Origin of the sequence: Curtobacterium sp. NPDC087082, assembly GCF_044745045.1 — a bacterium.
Lineage (GTDB): Bacteria > Actinomycetota > Actinomycetes > Actinomycetales > Microbacteriaceae > Curtobacterium.
This window is the reverse complement of record NZ_JBIUZN010000002.1, coordinates 32,365-51,312: the sequence shown is the minus strand read 5'-3', so window position 1 is coordinate 51,312 and position 18,948 is coordinate 32,365. Positions and strand designations below refer to the sequence as shown.

Genomic DNA, 18,948 nt, shown 5'->3' with positions numbered 1-18,948 from the left:
CCCGGCGCGGCCGCGGAGCACCATGGCTCCATGAGCCTGTCCACGGACGTCCGCGCCGCTCACCCGCACCACCGTCACGGCTGGTGGTGGAAGACCCTCCTCGTCGGGTTCCTGCTCTGGGTGGTCACGATCGTCGTCACGATCACGACGCTGAACACGAACCTCGTCCCGACGATCATCCTGCTGGGCAGCTTCCTCGTGCCCTTCACGGTGGTGCTGTTCGTCATCGAGCGGGTGACCGGAACGGTGAGCACGATGCAGCTCATCGTCGCGTTCTTCGTCGGCGGGATCCTCGGCGTCCTCGGGGCGTCCCTGCTCGAGGCGAACCTCCAGCAGGACGCCCTCGTGTACATCGTCGTCGGGTTCGTCGAGGAGTTCGTCAAGGGCGTCCTGCTGCTGTTCGTCGGGTGGCGGGTCCGCCCGAAGACGGCTCGGCAGGGAGCACTCCTCGGGGCGACGGTCGGTGCCGGCTTCGCCGCGTTCGAGTCGGCGGGGTACGCGTTCAACGCGGCGATCACCGCGCGGGGCATCGACCTGGTGTCCCTGCTGCAGACCGAGGTCGTCCGTGCGGTGCTGTCCCCGGTCGGGCACGTGCTGTGGACGTCGATCCTCGGCGCCGTCCTGTTCGGGGCCGCCCGTGGTCGCGACCGGTTCCGGTGGTCGTGGGCCCCGGTCGTCGCCTACGTGGGGGTCTCCCTGCTGCACGGGCTGTGGGACTCGAACTCGACGATCTCGACCCTGCTGGCGTTCGTCGTGACGGGGACGCCGTTCTCGGTGGCGCGGAACGGGGTCGTCCCGGCGTCGATCGCGGGTGTCGCGACGACTCTGTACGTGATCGGGCTCGCGATCGTGTCGGCCGTCGGGGTCGTGGTCCTCGTCACGGTGCTGCGCCGGCACCGACGGCTCGACCGGAGCGCGAACGCGCTCGCCGGCTGGCCGGCACCCTGGTCGTCGTCGTCGCCGTCGCCGTCCGGCGACGGATGGGACGGCACGCCCCCGCCGCACGTCCCGCGCTGACGAGGCCCCCGGCCACCCGCCGGACACGGGCGCGCCACCCGGCCACCCGCCGGACACGGGCACGCCACCCGCTCGCCCTACGATTGGGGCATGCCGCCAGGAGCCGACCCCGAGACCCGCGCCTGGGCCTCGGCGGCCGTCCGACGCTTCGCGGGCGCGACGAACCTCCTCGTCGCCGCGCGCCGCTTCCGCATCGTCGGCGGCGACCCCCGCGACACCGCGGCGCTGCGCTCCCTGCTGACGGGGCTCGGCGCCCGCGAGGCGCTGCCCCACGAACCCGTCGACCAGCTCTGGTGCGCCGGTTCGCCGGAGGACTCCACGCCGGTCATCGAGCGCGAAGCCGACCGCCCTCGGGGTGCGACCCTCGTCGTGGTCGACGCCGGACGACACCTCCCCGCCGTCGACGAGGACGCCTTCGGCCCGGTCGCGATCGCCCGCCCCGGTGTCCTCGCGGTGCCGATGACCTCGGACGACGTCTTCCTCGTCTCCACCGGCCGCGACCCCGAGGACGACCCCGCCGCCGAGGCCCGCCTGCGCTGGGCCCGCCGGTCGATGCCCGTGTCGCGAGCGGTCGCCGCCGAGCTCCGCGACGGGGGACTCCTCCGTGGCACCCGGATCGGCGTCGCGATGTTCCTCGAGCCGAAGACCGCCGTGCTGAGCCTGCTCCTCCGCGACGCCGGCGCCGAGGTCGTCGTCTACGCCCACGCCGACGAGACCGACGACGCCGTGGCCGACGCGCTCCGGGCAGCCAGGCTGACCGTGTACGCGAGCAGTACCGCCTCGCTCCCCGAGCAGCGGGCCCTCGCCCTCGCGATGCTCGACACCCGACCGCACATCCTGCTGGACGACGGCTCGCACGTGATCCGTCTCGCGCACCAGGAGCGCCCGGACCTGGTGCCCACGATGCTCGGCGCAGCGGAGGAGACGACGAGCGGCCTCCGCCCGCTCCGCACCATGGCGGCGCGCGGCGAGCTCGGCATCCCCGTGGTCGCGGTGAACGACGCCCGCACCAAGACCTTCTTCGACAACCGGTACGGCACCGGGCAGTCGACGGTGTTCGCGGTGCTCGACCTGCTCGACCGGCTCCCGTCCGGTACGCACCGCGTGGTCCCGGGAGGCACGGCGGTCGTCGCCGGGTTCGGCCACGTCGGCGAGGGGGTCGCCCTGGTGCTCACGGCACTCGGTCTGCGGGTGACGGTCGCCGAGACGGACCCGGTCCGCGCCCTGCAGGCGCTCTTCGCCGGCTACGCCGTCGCACCCCTCGCCGAGGCGGTGCAGGACGCCGACCTCGTGATGAGCGCCACGGGGGTCGCCGACACGGTCGACCTCCGCGCGCTGCGGTCGTGCGCGGACGGCACGGTCGTCGCGGTCGCGGGCGGCGTCGACCACGAGGTGGCGCTCGACGACGCCCGAGCAGCCGGCGCCGAGCGGGTCCCGGTGGGTCCGAAGGCCGAGCGACTCGTGTTCCCCGGTGCGGACGGCGGCCCGATCGTGCTCGACGGCGGCGGCTGCATCAACATCACCGCTGCCGAGGGCAACCCGATCGAGATCATGGACCTGTCCTTCGCCGCACAGCTCGGCGCCGTCCGGATGCTCCTCGAACGGGGCGACGAACTCGACCGTGCCGTCGTGCCGATCGACCCCGCGGTGGACGAGGCGACCGCCCGCGCGGCGCTCGCCGCCTTCGGAGCGCCAGCCGCGCCTCCTGGACCGCTCGCCGAGCACCCCGCCGACCGTGAGCCCGACGTCCGGACCCGCCGTTTCGGAGACCCGTCGTGACCGCCGGGCACCCCGTCACCGTCCACTCGGCGCGCATCGTCGTGCCGATGACCGCGCCGCCCATCGCCGACGGCGCCGTCGCGGTGCAGGACGGCCGCATCCTGCACGTCGGCGACCGGTCGTGGGTCGTCGACCAGCTCGCCGGCTCGGGCGTGCCCTTCACCGAACGGCCGTGGCGAGGTGCCCTCCTCCCCGGTCTCGTGAACGCGCACTCGCACCTGCAGTACACCGGCATGGCCAGTGTCGGGCAGCGGCAGTACAGCGGTTTCGAGGACTGGGCCCGCGCGTTCAACGAGGACTACGCCGAGCCGCACGACTGGCACGCCGAGGCGGCAGCCGGCGCGACGTCGTCGATCCTCGCCGGTGTGACGAGCATCGCCGACGTCGTCACGGACATCGAGGCGTCGACCGTGCTCGCCGAAGCGGGCCTCGGCGGCATCGCCTACTGGGAGGTCATGGACTGGGAGAACGCGGCCTGGCAGTCCCACGGCCGCGACCAAGTGCTCGCCGAACTCGAGCGGATCCCGACGGACCCGGGCGCCGGGCTCTCCCCGCACGCGCCGTACTCGCTCGACGTCGCCCCGCTGCTCGAACTCCCCGACATCGTGCGCCAGCGCGGTCTCCGGCTGCACCTGCACCTCGGCGAGGCCGCGTTCGAGGGCGAGCGCGTCGCCCTCGGGCCGGTGCCCGGGCTCGACGGCGTCGACGGCGTCGGCCACGGCAACGACTGGCACCTGGCGAACGTGCCGTCGTTCCGGGCCATGCGCGCGCTCGGCTTCGGTGCGAGCGCGACCGCGTTCGTCGACCGGCTGGGCGTGCTCGGCCCCGACTGCCACATCGCGCACGGTGTGTACATGACCGCCGCCGACCGGGCACTGCTGCGCGCACGGGGGACCGCCGTCGCGCTCTGCCCGCGCTCGAACGCCGTCATCGGGCTCGATCCGCCACCCGTCGCCGACTACCTGCGCGAGGGCAGCCCGATCGCGATCGGCACGGACTCGCTGTCGTCGTCGCCGTCCCTCGACCTGATGGCCGACGTCACCGCGCTGCACCGGATCGCCCGGTCGCAGGGCTACGGGCACCGCGACCTGCACGAACGACTGCTCGCCGCGGCGACCCTCGGCGGCGCGCACGCCATGGGGCTCGCCGTCGGGCCGGACCGGATCGGGCACCTCGCCGTCGGGGCACGCGCCGACCTGGCCGTCTTCGACGTCGACGCCCGGACCGTGCCGGACGCCCTCGCCGAACTCGTCGAGGACGGAGCCGGCCGTGCCGTCGCGACCGTCATCCGCGGTGTCGTCCGAGCCGTCGACGGTGCGCTGACCGGCCCGCCCGCCCCACCTGATCGTTCCTTGGAGGAATCATGACCGAGACCGCACCCCGCCCGGGCATGGCCGCCCGTCGCACCGTCGACGGAACCCTGATCGAGTGGCTCGACGTGCCGAAGCGCGCCGTCGCCCTCGGCATGGAGCCGCACCCGGAGGGCGGCTGGTACGTCCGCACCTGGACCTCGCCCGCGACCGTGTCGACGCCGGCGGGCGACCGGCCCGCCGCGACCCTGATCCACTTCCTGCTGCCCCCGGGCGAGGCCTCGGCCTGGCACCGGGTCACGAGCGACGAGATCTGGATGTGGCACGGGCCGGACAGCGTCGACCTGCAGCTCGGTGGCGACGGCGACCAGCCCGAGCCCGGGGCGACGATCACGCTCGGCCCGGACGCCGGGCGCGACCGGGTGAACGACGCGCAGGCGTTCGTGCGCGGCGGCGTGTGGCAGCGGACCCTGCCGGGCGACGGCGAGGTGCTGCTGAGCTGCCTGGTGTCGCCCGGGTTCTCGTTCGACGACTTCACGCTCGCCGAGTAGTCGCGAGACATCCGTTTCGCGTTGGTATCCCAGCGCGAAGTACACTTCGTCCTGCCCCCACCCCCTCGCACGAAGGCCCGACCGTGACCCGATCCCTCCGTCTCACCATCGCCGTCGCGACCGCTGCGGTCGCCGCACTCGCGCTCTCGTCCTGCTCGGCGGGCGGCAGCGGCAACGCCGACGGCACCGTCACCGACGGCAAGCTCACGATCGCGACCGGGCAGCCCGCGTACTCGCCCTGGGTCGAGGACAACAAGCCGCAGTCCGGCAAGGGCTTCGAGGCCGCCGTGGCCTACGCCGTCGCGAAGGAGATGGGCTACGACGAGTCCGACGTCGTGTGGAAGCGGAGCACCTTCGACAGCGCCATCGCTCCCGGCCCGAAGGACTGGGACCTCAACGTCCAGCAGTTCTCCATCGACGCCAAGCGCAAGAAGGCCGTCGACATGTCGAGCGCGTACTACACGACGACCCAGGCGGTCGTGACGACGCAGTCCTCGAAGGCCGCCGACGACACCACCATCGCAGCCCTGAAGCAGGACGCGATCGGTGTCGCGACCGGTTCGACGAGCATCCAGAGCGTGAAGGACGTCCTCGGGGTCACCCCGCAGGTCTTCAACTCGAACGACGACGCCGTCCTCGCGCTCAAGTCGGGCCAGATCGACGCGATCGTGACCGACCTGCCGACCGCCTTCTACATGTCCGGCGCGCAGCTCGACGGCAAGGGCACGGTCTCGGCGCAGTTCCCGTCCGACGGCACGGGCGACCAGTTCGGCTTCGTGCTGCCGAAGGACTCCGAACTGACGAGCAAGGTCGACAAGGCGATCAAGTCGCTCAAGGCGGACGGCACGCTCCAGGACCTGCAGACCAAGTGGCTCTCCTCGGAGACCGACACCCCCGTCCTGAAGTAGCCGCATGACCGCTCCAGCAGGTGCCGGCACCCCGGTGGCCGCAGCCGCACCGAGCCAGGTCGAGCTGGAGCGTCGGCTCTACCGTCGGCAGCGCGGACGCCGGTCGATCGTGGTGTCCGTCGCGTCGACGCTCGTCGTGATCGCCGTCGTCTACTTCGGCGTCGTGAACACCCCCGGCTGGGCCGCCGTCCAGCAGTCGTTCTTCGACCCGCAGACCGCGATCGACTCGTTCCCGTCGATCCTCGAGGGCCTCTGGCTGAACATCCGGATCCTGTTCTTCAGCGCCATCGGCGTCGCGGTGTTCGGAACCCTGCTGGCGGTCGTCCGGGGCCTGCGGAGCCCGGTGTTCTTCCCCCTGCGGATGCTCGCCACCGGCTACACCGACCTGTTCCGCGGCCTGCCGCTCATCATCGTGCTGTACCTGGTGGGCTACGGGATCCCCGGGCTCGGGGTCTTCCCGCGCCTCCCCGCCGAGGTCTGGGGCACCATCGCGATCGTGCTCACGTACTCGTCGTACATCGCCGAGGTGCTCCGCGCCGGCATGGAGGCCGTGCACCCCTCGCAGCGCCTCGCCGCCCGGTCGCTCGGGCTGTCGCACGCGAAGACCCTGCGCCTCGTCGTGCTGCCGCAGGCGATCCGCAAGGTCACGCCCGCGCTCATGAACGACTTCGTGTCGATGCAGAAGGACGTCGGTCTCGTGTCGATCCTCGGCGCGGTGGACGCGGTCCGCTCCGCGCAGATCGCCCAGGCCGAGACCTACAACTTCACGCCCTACTTCGTCGCCGGACTGCTCTTCGTCGTGATCAGCCTGCCGCTGATCCGCGTCACGGACGCGATCGCGCGTCGCCAGCAGCGGCGCGAGCAGATCGGAGGGACCGTATGACGGGCCAGGAGGCGCGGATCACCCCCGACACGTCGGCCGCCGTCCTCGAGCTGCGCGGGTTGCGCAAGGCGTTCGGCGAGCACGAGGTCCTGCGCGGGATCGACCTGACGGTGCACCGCCACGAGGTCATCTGCGTCATCGGGGCCTCGGGCTCCGGCAAGTCGACGCTCCTCAAGACGGTGAACCTGCTCGAGGGCATCGACGACGGCGAGATCCTGCTGCAGGGCACGGACATCGCCGATCCCCGCATCGACGTCGACGCCACCCGGGCCCGGATCGGCGTCGTGTTCCAGCAGTTCAACCTGTTCCCGCACATGAGCGTGCTCGACAACGTGACGCTCGCCTCCCGGCAGGTGCACGGCGTCGGCAGGGCGCAGGCGGAGGAGACCGCCCGGCGGCTCCTCGGGCGGATCGGCCTCGCGGACTTCGCCGGGGCCTACCCGGACCGGCTCTCCGGCGGGCAGCAGCAGCGCGTGGCGATCGTGCGGGCGATCGCGTCCGACCCCGAGCTCCTGCTGCTGGACGAGGTCACGAGTGCCCTCGACCCGCAGCTCGTCGGCGAGGTGCTCGACCTGGTGACCGAGCTGAAGCGGCAGGGCTCGACGATCCTGATGACCACGCACGAGATGCACTTCGCGCGGAACGTGGCCGACCGGATCGTGTTCCTGCACCAGGGCGAGGTCGTCGAGCAGGGTGCCCCGGCCGAGGTCCTCGACGCCCCCCATCACCCCGCGCTCGTCGAGTTCCTCGCCCGCGTCCACGCCTGACGCGCCCGCCCGGGGCCCGAGCGCCGCGAGCGCGACCACCTACGCGACGGGGGCCGGTGCGGCGGGGGCGAGCCGCGCCTCCAGGCCGTCGTCGGCGACCGTCTCGGGGACGTGTGCCGAGCGTCCAGCGGGCAGGAACGCCGCGACGACCGCGCTGACCGCTACCACGGCGGCACCGACCAGCACGGCGGGCTGGGCCGCGTCGACGTAGCCGGTGGGGGTGAGCTCGCCGCCGGCCCCGGTGAAGACGGCGGTCAGGACGGCGATCCCGAGCGCGACGCCGACCTCACGCAGCGTCGAGTTCGCGCCGGAGGCCTTCGCGTGGTCGTGCTGCGGCATCCGCGCGAGCACCGCCGTCGAGATCGGACCGAACACGGCGCCCATCCCGATGCCCGCGAGCAGGAAGCCGGGCAGCAGCGTCGTGAAGGTGACGTCGGCGGCCATCGTCCCGGCGATCCAGAACAGTCCGGCGGAGAGGAACACCATGCCGCCGGTGATGAGCAGCCGCGTGCCGACCCGGGGTGCCACGATGCCCGCGAGCGGGGCGACGACCATCGGCGCGAGGGTCCAGGGCATCGTCCAGACGCCGGCCTCGAGCGGGGTCCGACCCTGCACGACCTGCAGGAACTGGATGAGGATGAACACCGAACCGAACGCGCCGAACGAGAACGTCATCGCGACGACGTTGGCGAGGGCGAAGCTCCGGTCGCGGAAGAACCGGAGGGGCAGGAGCGGAGCGCTGGTGCGGGCCTGCCAGAGCGCGAACGCGACGAGCAGGACACCGCCGCCGACCAGGCCGGTGAGCACCTCGCCGCTCGTCCAGCCGGCGTCGTTGCCGCGGACGACCCCGAAGACGACGCCGAGCACGCCGAGGCCGGCGAGCAGCACGCCCACGACGTCGGCGCGGACACGGGCTCCGCGGGTGTTCGGCAGGGCGAAGAGGGCCAGCGGGATCGCGACGATGCCGACCGGGACGTTGAGCCAGAAGATGGCCTCCCAGCTCCAGCCCTCGACGACGGCGCCCCCGATGAGCGGGCCGAGGGCGACGCCGAGGCCGGAGATGCCGCCCCAGACACCGATGCCGACGGTGCGGAGCCGGTCGGGCACGCTCCCGACGAGCAGGGTGAGGGAGAGCGGCATGATCGCTGCGGCACCGGCACCCTCGATCGCACGCCACACGATGAGCGAGGTCGGGTCGGTGCTCACGGCGGCGAACGCCGAGGAGACGGTGAAGACGGCGATGCCGGCGACGAACAGGTGCCGGCGGCCGAGCCGGTCGCCGAGGCCGACGGCCAGGAGCATCAGCGCGGCGAACGCGAGCGTGTAGGCGTTGGTGATCCACTGCAGCTCCTCGACGGAGGCGCCGAGGTCGGCGTGCACGGCGGGCAGCGCGCTGGTGACGACGAGGTTGTCGAGCGTCGCCATGAACATCGGGAGGGATGCGGCTGCGATGGCGAGCCAGACCGGGATGCGTCGTTCCATGGTGGGGATCCGTTCCGTTTGGTAATCGGATGATTACTTACGAAGGGCGACTGTAGTAATCGACTGATAACCTGTCAACCATGACTTCCCCGGCATCTGCACCGGCACCGGCGACGGCCGTCCGCATGCCCGCTGCGCAGCGTCGCGCGATGATCCTCGAAGCGGCACGCGGGCTCTTCGGCAGCCAGGGCTACAACGGCACGACGACCGACCAGATCGCGGCGGCAGCCGGCATCAGCCAGCCGTACGTCGTGCGGATGTTCGGCTCGAAGGAGGCGCTCTTCCTCGAGGTGTTCCGCGACACCCTCGACATCCTGCTCGACGCCTGGCGCGAGACCCTCGCCCACCTCGGGCCCGACGACACCCCGGCGCACGTCATCGGCGAACAGTTCGTCGACCTCGCCGCCGAGCGCGGACTGCACACGCTCCTGCTGCAGGGCTTCGTCTCCGGGGCCGAACCGGCGATCGGTGCCGCGGCCCGGGCCGGGTTCCTCGAGATCTACCGGTTCCTGCGCGACGAGGCCGGGATCGCCGACGACCAGGTCCAGGGGTTCCTCGGCAGCGGCATGATCTTCGCGATCATGCTGGCGATCGACATGCCCTCGCGGTTCGACGAGGACCCGGACGCGGCCGATCTGCTCCGCGCGACGTTCGGGGCGAAGTGCGGGCAGGTGCTCGACCTCGTCCGGGGCCAGCGGGCCGGGAGCACGGGTGCCGCGGGCGCTGCGGGTGCCGCGCGCGCCTAGGGCGTCAGCAGCACCTTCCCGACGACCTCGCCGTCCCGGACCCGCCGGTGCGCCTCGGCGGCCTCGGCGAGCGGCAGGACCGAGTCGACGACCGGGCGCACCCGACCGTCCGCCACGAACGGCCAGACGTTGTACCGGACGGCCTCGACGATCGCGGCCTTCTCGTCGAGCGGCCGGGCACGCAGGGTCGTGGCGCTGATCGTCGCCCGCTTCCGCATCATCGCGCCGAGGTCGAGCTCGCCGGTGCGGCCGCTGCCCGAGGCGATCACGGCGACGTGCCCGTTCGGCGCGAGGACCTCGATGTTCCGCGCCAGGTAGTCCGGCCCGACGACGTCGAGCACCACGTCCACGCCACGGCCCCCGGTGAACTCGAGCGCCCGTGCGACGAAGTCCTCCGAGCGGTGGTCGACCACGAGGTCCGCGCCGAGCTCCCGGGAGGCCTGCACCTTCCGCTCGCCCCCGGACGTCGCGATCACCGTCGCTCCGAGCGCCTTCGCCCAGAGCACCGCGTGCGACCCCATGCCGCCGGTGCCGCCGTGCACGAGCAGGGTCTGTCCGGGTCGGAGCCCGGCGAGCATGCCGACGTTCGAGTACACCGTGCACGCGGCTTCCGGCAGCCCCGCGGCCTCGACGAGGTCGATCCCCTCCGGTACCGGCAGCACCTGGGTCTCCGGGGCGACGACGAGTGCCGCGTAGCCGCCGCCGGACAGCAGTGCGCAGACCCGGTCACCGACGGCGAACCCCTCGACGCCGTCGCCGAGTGCGCGGACGGTGCCGGAGACCTCGAGGCCGAGGACGTCCGACGCCCCGGGAGGCGGCGGGTAGTTGCCGGCCGCCTGCTGCAGGTCGGCGTTGTTCACCCCGGCGGCCGCGACCTCGATGAGGACCTCGCCGGCTCCGGGGACCGGGTCGGGGAGGTCGTGCAGGTCGAGGGTGCCGTTCTCGGAGGTGATCGCTCGCATGCCCCCGACGCTACCCACGGGGCGGACCGTCGGGCACCGGGAACGCGGTCCACCTGTGGATCTCCCATGTAGCCTCGACGCGGATCCGCACCCCGTCCCGGGGTCGCGGGCACGACTCCGGGGGACCCACCACCATGCGCACCAAGCTCGTCTCGCTCACCACGGCCGCCATCGCCGTCGCACTCCTCGCCGGCTGCTCCGCCGGCGGCTCCGGCTCGGACGCCACGACGGCCGCCAAGTCGACGCCGACCCCGACGCAGACCAAGGCCGAGGCCTGCAAGCTGTTCACGAACGAGGTCACCGACGCCACGAAGGGCATGCAGATGCAGCTCACCGAGCTGCAGAGCGACCCGCAGGCCGCGATGGCGAAGCTCGACGAGTTCGACGCCACGCTCGAGGACAGCGCCGACAAGGTGACCAACACCGAGGTGAAGCCGAAGACCGACGCGTTCGCGGGCGCCTTCTCGGACTTCGTGGGCATGACGAAGGACCTCGCGGCCTCGAAGGACCCGTCCGCGCTGTCCAGCTCCGGCTTCACCGAGGGACTGCAGAAGCTGGAGTCGACGGGCAAGGACTTCCAGGAGGTCTGCCAGTCCTGACGCGCGCCGACCCGTGATCGCGACCCGCGCCTCCAGGGCAGTCCAGGAGGCGCGGGTCGCGTCGTCTACGCAGCCGCCGGCTGCGACGCGTCCAGTCGGGCCACGTCCTCGGGACGGAGCTTGACGGTCGCGGCCGTCACCGAGTCGAGGATCGACTGCGGGCGCGATGCCCCGGGGATGGGGACGACGACGTCGCTCTTCTGCAGCTCCCACGCCAGCGCGACGACCTGCGGGCTGACCCCGCGGTCGCGCGCGATGTACGCGAAGTCCTCGTACGCGGTGCCGAGCTCCGCGGCGTTCGCGATGCCGCCGAGGGGGCTCCACGGCAGGAACGCGATCCCGAGCTCGTCGCACAGTGCGAGTTCCGGTTCGCTCGAGCGGAACTTCGGCGAGAACTGGTTCTGCACCGAGGCCAGTCGGCCGTCGAGGACCTCGTTCGCCGTCCGGATCTGGTCGGGGTCGGCGTTCGAGATGCCGGCCATCCGGATGACGCCCTCGTCGAGGAGCTCGGCGAGCGCACCGATCGAGTCCGCGTAGGGCACCGCCGGGTCCGGACGGTGGAACTGGTAGAGCCCGACGGCGTCCACGCCGAGGCGCTTCGCGGATGCCTTCGCCGCTTCCTTGAGGTACTCCGGACGGCCGTTCTGCGCCCACGGGCCGGGCTCGGGCCGGAGGTGCCCGCCCTTCGTGGCGATGAGGACGTCCGAGGTGTCGCCGTGGAACTCCCGCACGGCCTTCGCGATGAGCGACTCGTTGTGCCCCACCTCGTCGTGGGCGGCCAGGTGGTACGCGTCGGCGGTGTCGATGAGCGTGACGCCGGCCTCGAGCGCGGCGTGGATCGTCGCGATGGACTGCCGCTCGTCCGGGCGCCCCTCGATGGACATGGGCATCCCGCCGAGTCCGATGGCACTGACCGACACGTCTCCGATGACTCGTTGCTTCATGTCCCCAGCATGCGCCGGGAGGGACGGGTCGTGTCCAGGGTCAGCGCCGTGCCCATGCGGGGGCGTGCTCGGGGAGCGGTCCGAAGGCGATCCCGCGCGCGTAGAGGCCGCGGACGGGCGGCACGTACCGGGCGAGCAGGACGGGGAGCCGCGGCGGGCCGGCCTGCAGGGCCCCGGCGAAGGCCCGCTCGAACACCACGCGGTGCAGGAACGCCTGGGCGGTCTGGACGACCACGGCCGGCGGGGTGCGCCGCCGCTGCACCGCGGCGAGGGCACGGTCGAGGTCCGCGCCGCGGAGCCCCCGTCCGAGCGCCGGCGCCAGGATCGCAGCCGTCGCGACCGCGTCCTGCACCGCCAGGTTGATGCCGACGCCGCCCGCCGGGGACATGGCGTGCGCCGCGTCGCCGATGCAGAGCAGCCCCGGACGCCACCACCGGGTGAGCCGGTCCATCCGGACGTCGAGCACGTGCACGTCGTCCATCGACGCGATCGTGTCAACGCGGCCCGCGAAGTCCGGTCGGAGCCGCGCGACCCGGGCCCGGAAGGCCTCGACCCCGGCGGCGCGGAGGGCCGCGTCCGACCCCTTCGGCGCGAAGTACGCGACCTGGTGGTAGTCCGGCCGCGGGAAGCTGAGCAGGACGTCGGTGCCGGAGAACGCCGGGACGAGCGCGGTCGTCGCGTCGCCGGGCTCGCGGGGGAGCCGGAACCACCACGTGTCGAACGGCACCGGGAACGACCGCGGGTGCAGGCCGGCGGCGCTGCGCAGCACCGAGTCACGGCCGTCGCAGGCGATGACGACGTCGGCGCGGAGTTCCTCGGTGCCGCCGTCCGGATCGCGGTACGGCGCCAGGTGCACGCCCGTCACGACGCCGTTCTCCTCGATCGTGTCGGTGGCCGCGAGACCCATCGTGATCTCGAACGAGGGCTCCTCGCGGGCGGCGGTGACGAGCAGGTCGAGCAGGTCCCACTGCGGCACCATCGCCACGTGGTCGTACGGCGGGCGCAGGCGTGAGAAGTCGCCGAGGAGCGCACGCGAGCCGTCCGGCAGCGGCAGGGAGAAGTCGTCGAGGCGTGACTGCGGCAGGGCGGCGAACCGCTCCCCGAGCCCGAGCTCGTCGAGCAGCCGGATCGTCGAGGCGTGCACGGTGTCACCGCGGAAGTCCCGGTTGAAGTCGTCGTGCTTCTCGACGACCCGGACCGCGATGCCGGCACGGGCGAGGAGCAGACCGAGGACGACCCCGGCGGGGCCGCCACCGACCACCGCGACCGTCGTCCGCGAGACCGTCACCATGCCCCGGACGCTACCCCGGTCCGGGCCGCAGGCGTCAGGCGGTGGGGGAGACCGACGAGGACGCCGAGCCGCCGTCCGCCGCCCCCGCGAAGACGACGCCGCCCCACGTGATGACGACGATCGCGAGCACGAAGCCGATCGCGGCGATCCACCACGACGTCCGACGGCGGATCCACGCGCCGATCGACAGGACGATCGTGGCGACGCCGATCACGAACGCACCGCCGACCGCGATCGCGGTCCCACCGATGTAGCCACCCGGCGTGCAGCCGGTGGCGGCGTCGCACGTGGCCGTCGCCGAGATGACGGCGATGATCCCGACGACCGCGGTGACGACCGTCATGACGGCGCCGAACGCCAGGAGCAGCACGGTCGAGATCCGGTCGGCGAGCTTCCCCGGCGGGAACAGCGTCGAGCCGCCCTGCTCCCACGTGGCCCGCTGGGCGCCGGTGGGGTCGGAGGGTGAGGACTGCGGCGGACCGCCGGGCACGTTGGACCAGGTCATGGGTGCAGTCCTACCGCGCCTCGACGCCGAACGCCTGTGCGAGGCGCTGGATCTTCTGCGCGCGACCGAGTCGGGGCAGGTCGGAGCCGTCGCGGATGACCCGGCCGCGGGCCTCGAAGTCGTCGAGGAAGTCCTGCGCCCAGGCGACGTCGGTCGGCGTGGGGGAGATGACCTCGTTGATGACGGGAAGCTGCTCGGTGTCGAGGCACAGCTTGCCGGTGAGCCCGAGCGAGACCGCGACCTGCGACTGCTCGCGGAGGATCGGGTGCGACGACCCCACCGTCGGGCCGTCGATCGGGCCGGGCAGGTCGCCCACGCGGGACGCCACGACGAGCTTCGACCGCGGGTACGCCATCGCGAGCGTGTCCGCGCTCGTCCCGGTGTCCCGCCGGTAGTCGCCCGAGCCGAACGCCAGCCGGAACGCCCCCTGCGCCTTCGCGATCGAGACCGACTCCTCGATGCCCAGGGCCGACTCGACCAGGGCGATCACCGGGGTCTGGCCGCCGAGTCGGTGCCACGTGTCGGTGACCTGCGCCGGGGACTCGGTCTTCGCGAGCATGACGCCCTGCAGCCCGGGCAGGCCGCGGAGCTCCTCGACGTCGTCCGCCCAGAAGTCCGTCGTCACGTCGTTGATCCGCACCCAGGCCTCGCCGCCGCCGGCCAGCCACGCGGCGACGCCCTGGCGGGCCGACGGCTTGGCGGCGGGGTCCACCGCGTCCTCGATGTCCAGGATGATCTGGTCGGCACGGGACCGCTGCGACTTCTCGAACCGATCGGTCGCCGTGCCGGAGACGAGGAGCCACGAACGCGAGATCTCGGCGGGGACCGATCGACGCCGGTTCGGTGCGGGAGCGGACTCCGGCGCGGGGGTGGGGGGAGCGGTGCGGTCGTCGATGGCCATGCCCCGTTGGTACCACACCGGCGCGCCCGGTCGCGCGTCGGTGGGTGCCGGAAAGTCCGAAACCTCGGTTCATTGCCAGAGTGCCAGCCCGCTTCCGCCTACAGTGTCGGATGTGTGGCGAGCGGACAGGGTGACCGACGGCGAGGACGACGTGAACGACGACGTCCCCGTCGAGGGCGCCGACGCGCCCGCGGACGGGCGTGACGGACAGCAGGACGGGCGCGACGGACAGCAGGGGGAGCAGGACCGACGGGGGCAGCAGGAAGAGACCGCCGTGACGGACGAACCCGACCGCACCCTGCGCCCGGAACTGCAGCTCACGAGTCCGCAGGCGATCAGCCTGGGTGATCCGCGCCTCCAGGCCGGCAATGCCGCCGAACCCGCCTGGGACGTCTGGCGCAAGCAGCTGACCGGCGTCGGCGGCACCAGCCCCCTCACGCACTTCGCCGACCACCCCCGGGCCCGCATCGAGCTCTCGACGACGCACCCGGGCGGCCTCGCGCAGTTCATCACCGGCAAGACGACCCTGCTGTCGAGCCTGATCCGTGACGAGGTGGCACTCCGGGCCGCCCGCATCGCCGCCGGTCACGTCGAGGCCAAGGGCACCGAGCTGTCCACCGTGCGCGGCATCGACGCCGTGAAGCTCGGCATCGGCATGGCCGACTGGCAGCACGGCGACGAGCAGTTCCGCGGCCCGGTGCTGCTGCGCCCGCTCGCGATCCGTCGGCACGGCCGCGACTTCGAGGTCCGCCTGCTCGGCGAGCCCGTCCTCAACCCCGGCCTCGCCGACGCGCTGCACGAGCAGTTCGGCGTCATCCTCGACGCCCAGTCCTTCGTGGCGCTCGCGCAGCAGGACGGCTCCTTCACGCCGAACCCGGTGATCGACCGGCTCCGCGGGCTCACCGCGCACATCCCGGGCTTCTCGGTGCACGCACGCCTGGTCGTGTCCACCTTCGCCGAGGTCGCGACCGGCATGGTCGAGGACACCGAGGACCTGTCCCACCCCGTGCTCGACGCCCTCGCCGGCAACCCGAGCGCCAAGTGGCAGGTCGAGCAGTCGTACCACCCGGTCGAGCAGACCCCGTCGGACGAGCGGAGCCCGGAGACCGACACGCTCCTGCTCGACGCCGACGACGAGCAGGAGAACGTGATCGCGCAGATCACGGCCGGCAACTCGATCGTGGTGAAGACCCTCCCGGGCACGGGTGGCACGCAGACGATCGTGAACGCGCTCGGCGGCCTCGTCGCGGCGAACAAGCGCGTCCTCGTGGTGAGCCCGCGCCGTGCGACCCTGCGCGGCATCGCGGCGCGGTTCTCCGAGGTGCAGCTCCCCGGTGTCGCCGTCACCCCGGGCACCCTCCGTCGTGACGTCGTCCGTGCGATCGCCCGCAACGAGAAGGCCTCGCGTCCGAACCTGCGCGAGGTCGACGACGCCCTGGTCCGGCTCCGCAAGGTCCTCAAGGACTACCGCGGCTCGCTGACGCGTGTCGACCCCGACTTCCGCGTCTCGGTGCTCGACTGCCTCGTCGAGCTGTCGCGCCTGTCGCTGCTGCCCGTCCCGCCGTCGACGACCGCACGCCTGTCGAAGACCTCGGTGACGAGCATGGTCGAGGGGCGCTCGCGCGTCGCCGAGACGATGGTCAGCGCCGCGAACCTCGGCGAGTTCCGCTACGGCCCGGACGACTCGCCCTGGTACGGCGCGAAGTTCTCCTCGAGCGACGGTGCCCAGCGTGCCCACCGGATCGCGAAGGACCTCGATGCCGACGGCCTGCCGACCCTGCTCCGCCGTGCCCACGACCTCGTCGCCACGACGCACATGCGGCAGTTCACGACGATCAACGAGCTCGGCATCTACCTGCGCCTGCTCACCGAGATCCGCGACACCCTCGACCGCTTCCTGCCCGTCGTCTTCGACCGCTCGGTGTCCGAGCTCGTGGCCGCCACCGCCCCGCGCGGCGAGGGTGCGCCGATGTCGAGCACGAACCGGCGCCGGCTGAAGAAGCTCGCCCGCGAGTACGTCCGCCCCGGTGTGCACGTGTCCGACCTGCACGAGGCGCTGACCCGCGTCCAGCAGCAGCGCGTCCTCTGGCAGCGCTACGTCGCCGCCGGCGTGAACCCCGAGGTGCCCACCGGCATCGCGGACGTCCAGGTCCTGTTCTCGAACGTCGTCGAGGACCTCGCGCGCCTCGACGAGCCGCTGGGACGCACCGCCCGCGAGACCCAGCTGGCGAACGTGCCGATCGACGAGCTCGTCCCGACGATCGCCCGCCTCGCCGAGGAGTCCGACGTCCTGCACAACCTGCAGGAGCGGACGGAGCTCATGCAGACCCTGCGCGACCTGCAGCTCGAACCGCTCATCACGGACCTGGCGAACCGGCACGTGCCGGACACCCACGTCCCCGCCGAGCTCGAGCTCGCGTGGTGGCAGTCGGCCCTCGAGACGATGCTCGAGTCCGACCGGGCCCTGCTCGGCGCGAACACCGACATGCTCGACCGGGTCGAGGCCGACTTCCGACTCGTCGACGACGCGCACGCGGCCGGGGTCTCCCAGGGCCTGGCGTGGCAGCTGGCCGAGAACTGGAAGGTCGGACTCGTCGACTGGCCGGACGAGGCCACCGCGCTGAAGACCCAGCTGCGGGACGGCGCGATCACCTCGCGTCTGCTGCAGGACTCCGCGCCGCACCTGTCCCGGTCGATCGCGCCGGTGTGGCTCGCGTCGCCCTACGAGGTGTCGCAGATCGCCGACACGATGCCCTTCGACACCGTGATCCTCGTCGACGCGGGCGCCGTCACCATCGCCGAGACCGTCGGGGCCGTCCGCCGTGCCCGTCAGACCGTCGTGTTCGGCGACCCGGTCACGCAGACACCGTCGCCGTTCCGGATCGCGGTCGACCCGGCGCACCGCGCGCTGCAGGTCGACGAGGGCACGCTCGACGCCTTCCACGCCGACTCCGCGCTCGCGAAGCTCTCCACGCTGCTGCCGACGCTGTCGCTCACCCGCTCGTACCGCGCCGGCGGCGAGGACCTCGCCGAGCTCGTCAACCGTCGTTTCTACGGCGGACGCATCGAGTCGCTGCCCTGGGCCGGCTCGTTCCTCGGGCACGGCTCGATCGCGCTCGACTACGTCAGCGACGGCAAGGCCGTGCCGGACCCCGAGTCGGGGGCGGTCGAGAGCGTCGACGCCGAGGTGGACCGCGTCGTCCGGCTCGTCATGGACCACGCCCGCACCCGTCCGACCGAGTCGCTCATGGTCATCACCGCCTCGGCGAAGCACGCCGTCCGCGTCGAGCAGGCCGTGCTCACCGCGGCCCAGGGGCACAAGGACCTCACCGAGTTCGTCATCGGCGACCGGGCCGAGCCGTTCATCGTCGCGACGCTCGAGCAGTCCGTCGCCCAGAGCCGCGACCGCGTCGTGTTCTCGATCGGCTACGGCCGCACCCCGCACGGCCGTGTCCTGCGCGACTTCGGTCCGCTCGGCAAGCCCGGTGGGGAGCGCCTGCTCGCCGTCGCGATGACCCGGGCACGTCGCTCGATGGTCATCGTCACCTGCTTCCAGCCGTCCGACATCGAGGCCGAGCGGATGGGCCACGGCACCGTCGCCCTCGCCGAGATCCTCGCCGAGGTCCGTGCGCGCACCACGGCCGAGTACGTCCCGGACGACTCGGATCCGCTGCTCGTCGACCTCGCCCGTCGCCTCGAGATGCGGGGCATCCCCGTCGCGCTCGGCCACCGCGGCAAGCTCGGCCTGGTCGCCGCGCACGGTGGGGTGTGCGTCACGATCGAGACCGACGCGACGCTCGTGAAGGGGTCGCTCCGCGAGTCGCTCCGGCTCCGACCAGAGGTGCTCCGCCGACTCGGGTGGCACTACGTGCGCGTGCACGCATTCCAGCTCTTCTCGGACCCGGACCGCGTCGCGAACACCGTCGCCGCGGTGCTCGGTGTCGACCGTGGTGCCACGCAGGAGATCTCCATCCCCCCGATCCCCGCACGCCGGTGACTCCTCGGCCGAGCCGGCGGGCCTCCCGGCCGGCCGGTCCGGTGACGCCCGAGACGGACCAGCTGGTGGGCACGTGGACGCGGGCCGACGACGCGTCGTCAGCCGCGCCTCCCGTCCCAGGAGCAGCGCACGACCGCGAGCCGGACGACCGCCCAGGAGGCGCGGCTCGCCCCCGCAGACGCGTCACCACCCAGCCGGTGCCGGGCTACGACCCGGTGGCGCCGCCGGAACCGGCCCGCCACCGTGACGGGGAGAACGACGACCAGCTCCGGCGCGACGTCCCGCCGCACTGGTGAGCAGGTAGCC

Annotated in this window: 17 protein-coding genes; 11 read left to right on the top strand and 6 right to left on the bottom strand. The window is 72.7% G+C overall.

What is annotated here, in order from left to right:
- Positions 1-30: 30 nt before the first annotated feature.
- The 7 genes from ACIPEP_RS05565 (at position 31) to ACIPEP_RS05535 (ending at position 7,215) form a co-directional block, all read left to right on the top strand.
- On the top strand, positions 31-1,017 hold the full coding sequence (locus ACIPEP_RS05565) for a PrsW family intramembrane metalloprotease (protein ID WP_402716718.1): 987 nt from the start codon (positions 31-33) through the stop codon (positions 1,015-1,017).
- Between the two features lie 90 nt (positions 1,018-1,107).
- Positions 1,108-2,796, top strand: coding sequence for an adenosylhomocysteinase (locus ACIPEP_RS05560; protein WP_402716717.1), 1,689 nt, complete (start codon positions 1,108-1,110; stop codon positions 2,794-2,796).
- On the top strand, positions 2,793-4,163 hold the full coding sequence (locus ACIPEP_RS05555; RefSeq protein WP_402716716.1) for an amidohydrolase family protein: 1,371 nt from the start codon (positions 2,793-2,795) through the stop codon (positions 4,161-4,163). Before ACIPEP_RS05560 ends, ACIPEP_RS05555 begins: the two co-directional genes overlap by 4 nt.
- Complete coding sequence (locus ACIPEP_RS05550) at positions 4,160-4,657, top strand: cupin domain-containing protein (RefSeq protein ID WP_229085765.1); 498 nt, start codon at positions 4,160-4,162, stop codon at positions 4,655-4,657. The genes ACIPEP_RS05555 and ACIPEP_RS05550 overlap by 4 nt, the downstream gene beginning before the upstream one ends.
- Before the next feature lie 83 nt (positions 4,658-4,740).
- Positions 4,741-5,565, top strand: a complete 825-nt coding sequence (locus ACIPEP_RS05545) for an ABC transporter substrate-binding protein (protein ID WP_402716715.1) — start codon at positions 4,741-4,743, stop codon at positions 5,563-5,565.
- A gap of 4 nt (positions 5,566-5,569) precedes the next feature.
- The gene (locus tag ACIPEP_RS05540) at positions 5,570-6,448 is read left to right on the top strand and encodes an amino acid ABC transporter permease (protein WP_309777007.1); all 879 of its coding nucleotides are present in this window, start codon (positions 5,570-5,572) and stop codon (positions 6,446-6,448) included.
- Entirely contained in the window at positions 6,445-7,215 is a 771-nt protein-coding gene (locus ACIPEP_RS05535; protein ID WP_402716714.1) for an amino acid ABC transporter ATP-binding protein, read from the top strand. Before ACIPEP_RS05540 ends, ACIPEP_RS05535 begins: the two co-directional genes overlap by 4 nt.
- Before the next feature lie 39 nt (positions 7,216-7,254).
- Here ACIPEP_RS05535 and ACIPEP_RS05530 read toward each other — a convergent pair whose 3' ends face one another.
- The gene (locus ACIPEP_RS05530; RefSeq protein ID WP_402716713.1) at positions 7,255-8,697 is read right to left on the bottom strand and encodes a DHA2 family efflux MFS transporter permease subunit; all 1,443 of its coding nucleotides are present in this window, start codon (positions 8,695-8,697) and stop codon (positions 7,255-7,257) included.
- Positions 8,698-8,777: 80 nt separating this feature from the next.
- Between ACIPEP_RS05530 and ACIPEP_RS05525 the strand changes: the two genes are divergently transcribed.
- Positions 8,778-9,443, top strand: coding sequence for a TetR/AcrR family transcriptional regulator (locus ACIPEP_RS05525; protein WP_402716712.1), 666 nt, complete (start codon positions 8,778-8,780; stop codon positions 9,441-9,443).
- On the opposite strand, the gene ACIPEP_RS05520 is transcribed toward ACIPEP_RS05525, so the two are convergent.
- Positions 9,440-10,405 (bottom strand): NAD(P)H-quinone oxidoreductase, encoded by a 966-nt coding sequence (locus ACIPEP_RS05520; RefSeq protein WP_402716711.1) that lies wholly within the window; start codon positions 10,403-10,405, stop codon positions 9,440-9,442. The two genes, ACIPEP_RS05525 and ACIPEP_RS05520, sit on opposite strands and share 4 nt — an antisense overlap.
- 134 nt (positions 10,406-10,539) lie before the next feature.
- On the opposite strand from ACIPEP_RS05520, the gene ACIPEP_RS05515 reads away from it, so the two are divergent.
- Positions 10,540-11,004: a hypothetical protein gene (locus tag ACIPEP_RS05515; RefSeq protein WP_402716710.1), complete on the top strand. Its 465-nt coding sequence runs from the start codon at positions 10,540-10,542 to the stop codon at positions 11,002-11,004.
- Between the two features lie 65 nt (positions 11,005-11,069).
- On the opposite strand, the gene ACIPEP_RS05510 is transcribed toward ACIPEP_RS05515, so the two are convergent.
- The 4 genes from ACIPEP_RS05510 to ACIPEP_RS05495 are packed head-to-tail and all read right to left on the bottom strand — an operon-like array spanning position 11,070 to position 14,645.
- Complete coding sequence (locus ACIPEP_RS05510) at positions 11,070-11,948, bottom strand: aldo/keto reductase (RefSeq protein ID WP_070417861.1); 879 nt, start codon at positions 11,946-11,948, stop codon at positions 11,070-11,072.
- A gap of 40 nt (positions 11,949-11,988) precedes the next feature.
- Positions 11,989-13,239, bottom strand: coding sequence for an FAD-dependent oxidoreductase (locus ACIPEP_RS05505; RefSeq protein ID WP_402716709.1), 1,251 nt, complete (start codon positions 13,237-13,239; stop codon positions 11,989-11,991).
- A 34-nt stretch (positions 13,240-13,273) separates the two neighbouring features.
- The gene (locus ACIPEP_RS05500; RefSeq protein WP_070417863.1) at positions 13,274-13,744 is read right to left on the bottom strand and encodes a DUF6264 family protein; all 471 of its coding nucleotides are present in this window, start codon (positions 13,742-13,744) and stop codon (positions 13,274-13,276) included.
- Between the two features lie 10 nt (positions 13,745-13,754).
- Positions 13,755-14,645: a CoA ester lyase gene (locus ACIPEP_RS05495; RefSeq protein ID WP_229085773.1), complete on the bottom strand. Its 891-nt coding sequence runs from the start codon at positions 14,643-14,645 to the stop codon at positions 13,755-13,757.
- 130 nt (positions 14,646-14,775) lie between these two features.
- Between ACIPEP_RS05495 and ACIPEP_RS05490 the strand changes: the two genes are divergently transcribed.
- Positions 14,776-18,642 carry an ATP-binding protein gene (locus ACIPEP_RS05490; protein WP_071295819.1) on the top strand — a complete coding sequence of 1,289 codons (3,867 nt, stop codon included), beginning with the start codon at positions 14,776-14,778 and terminating at the stop codon, positions 18,640-18,642.
- A 65-nt stretch (positions 18,643-18,707) separates the two neighbouring features.
- A complete protein-coding gene (locus ACIPEP_RS05485; protein WP_139219750.1) occupies positions 18,708-18,938 on the top strand; it encodes a hypothetical protein in 231 nt (76 codons plus the stop codon).
- Positions 18,939-18,948 lie beyond the last annotated feature (10 nt).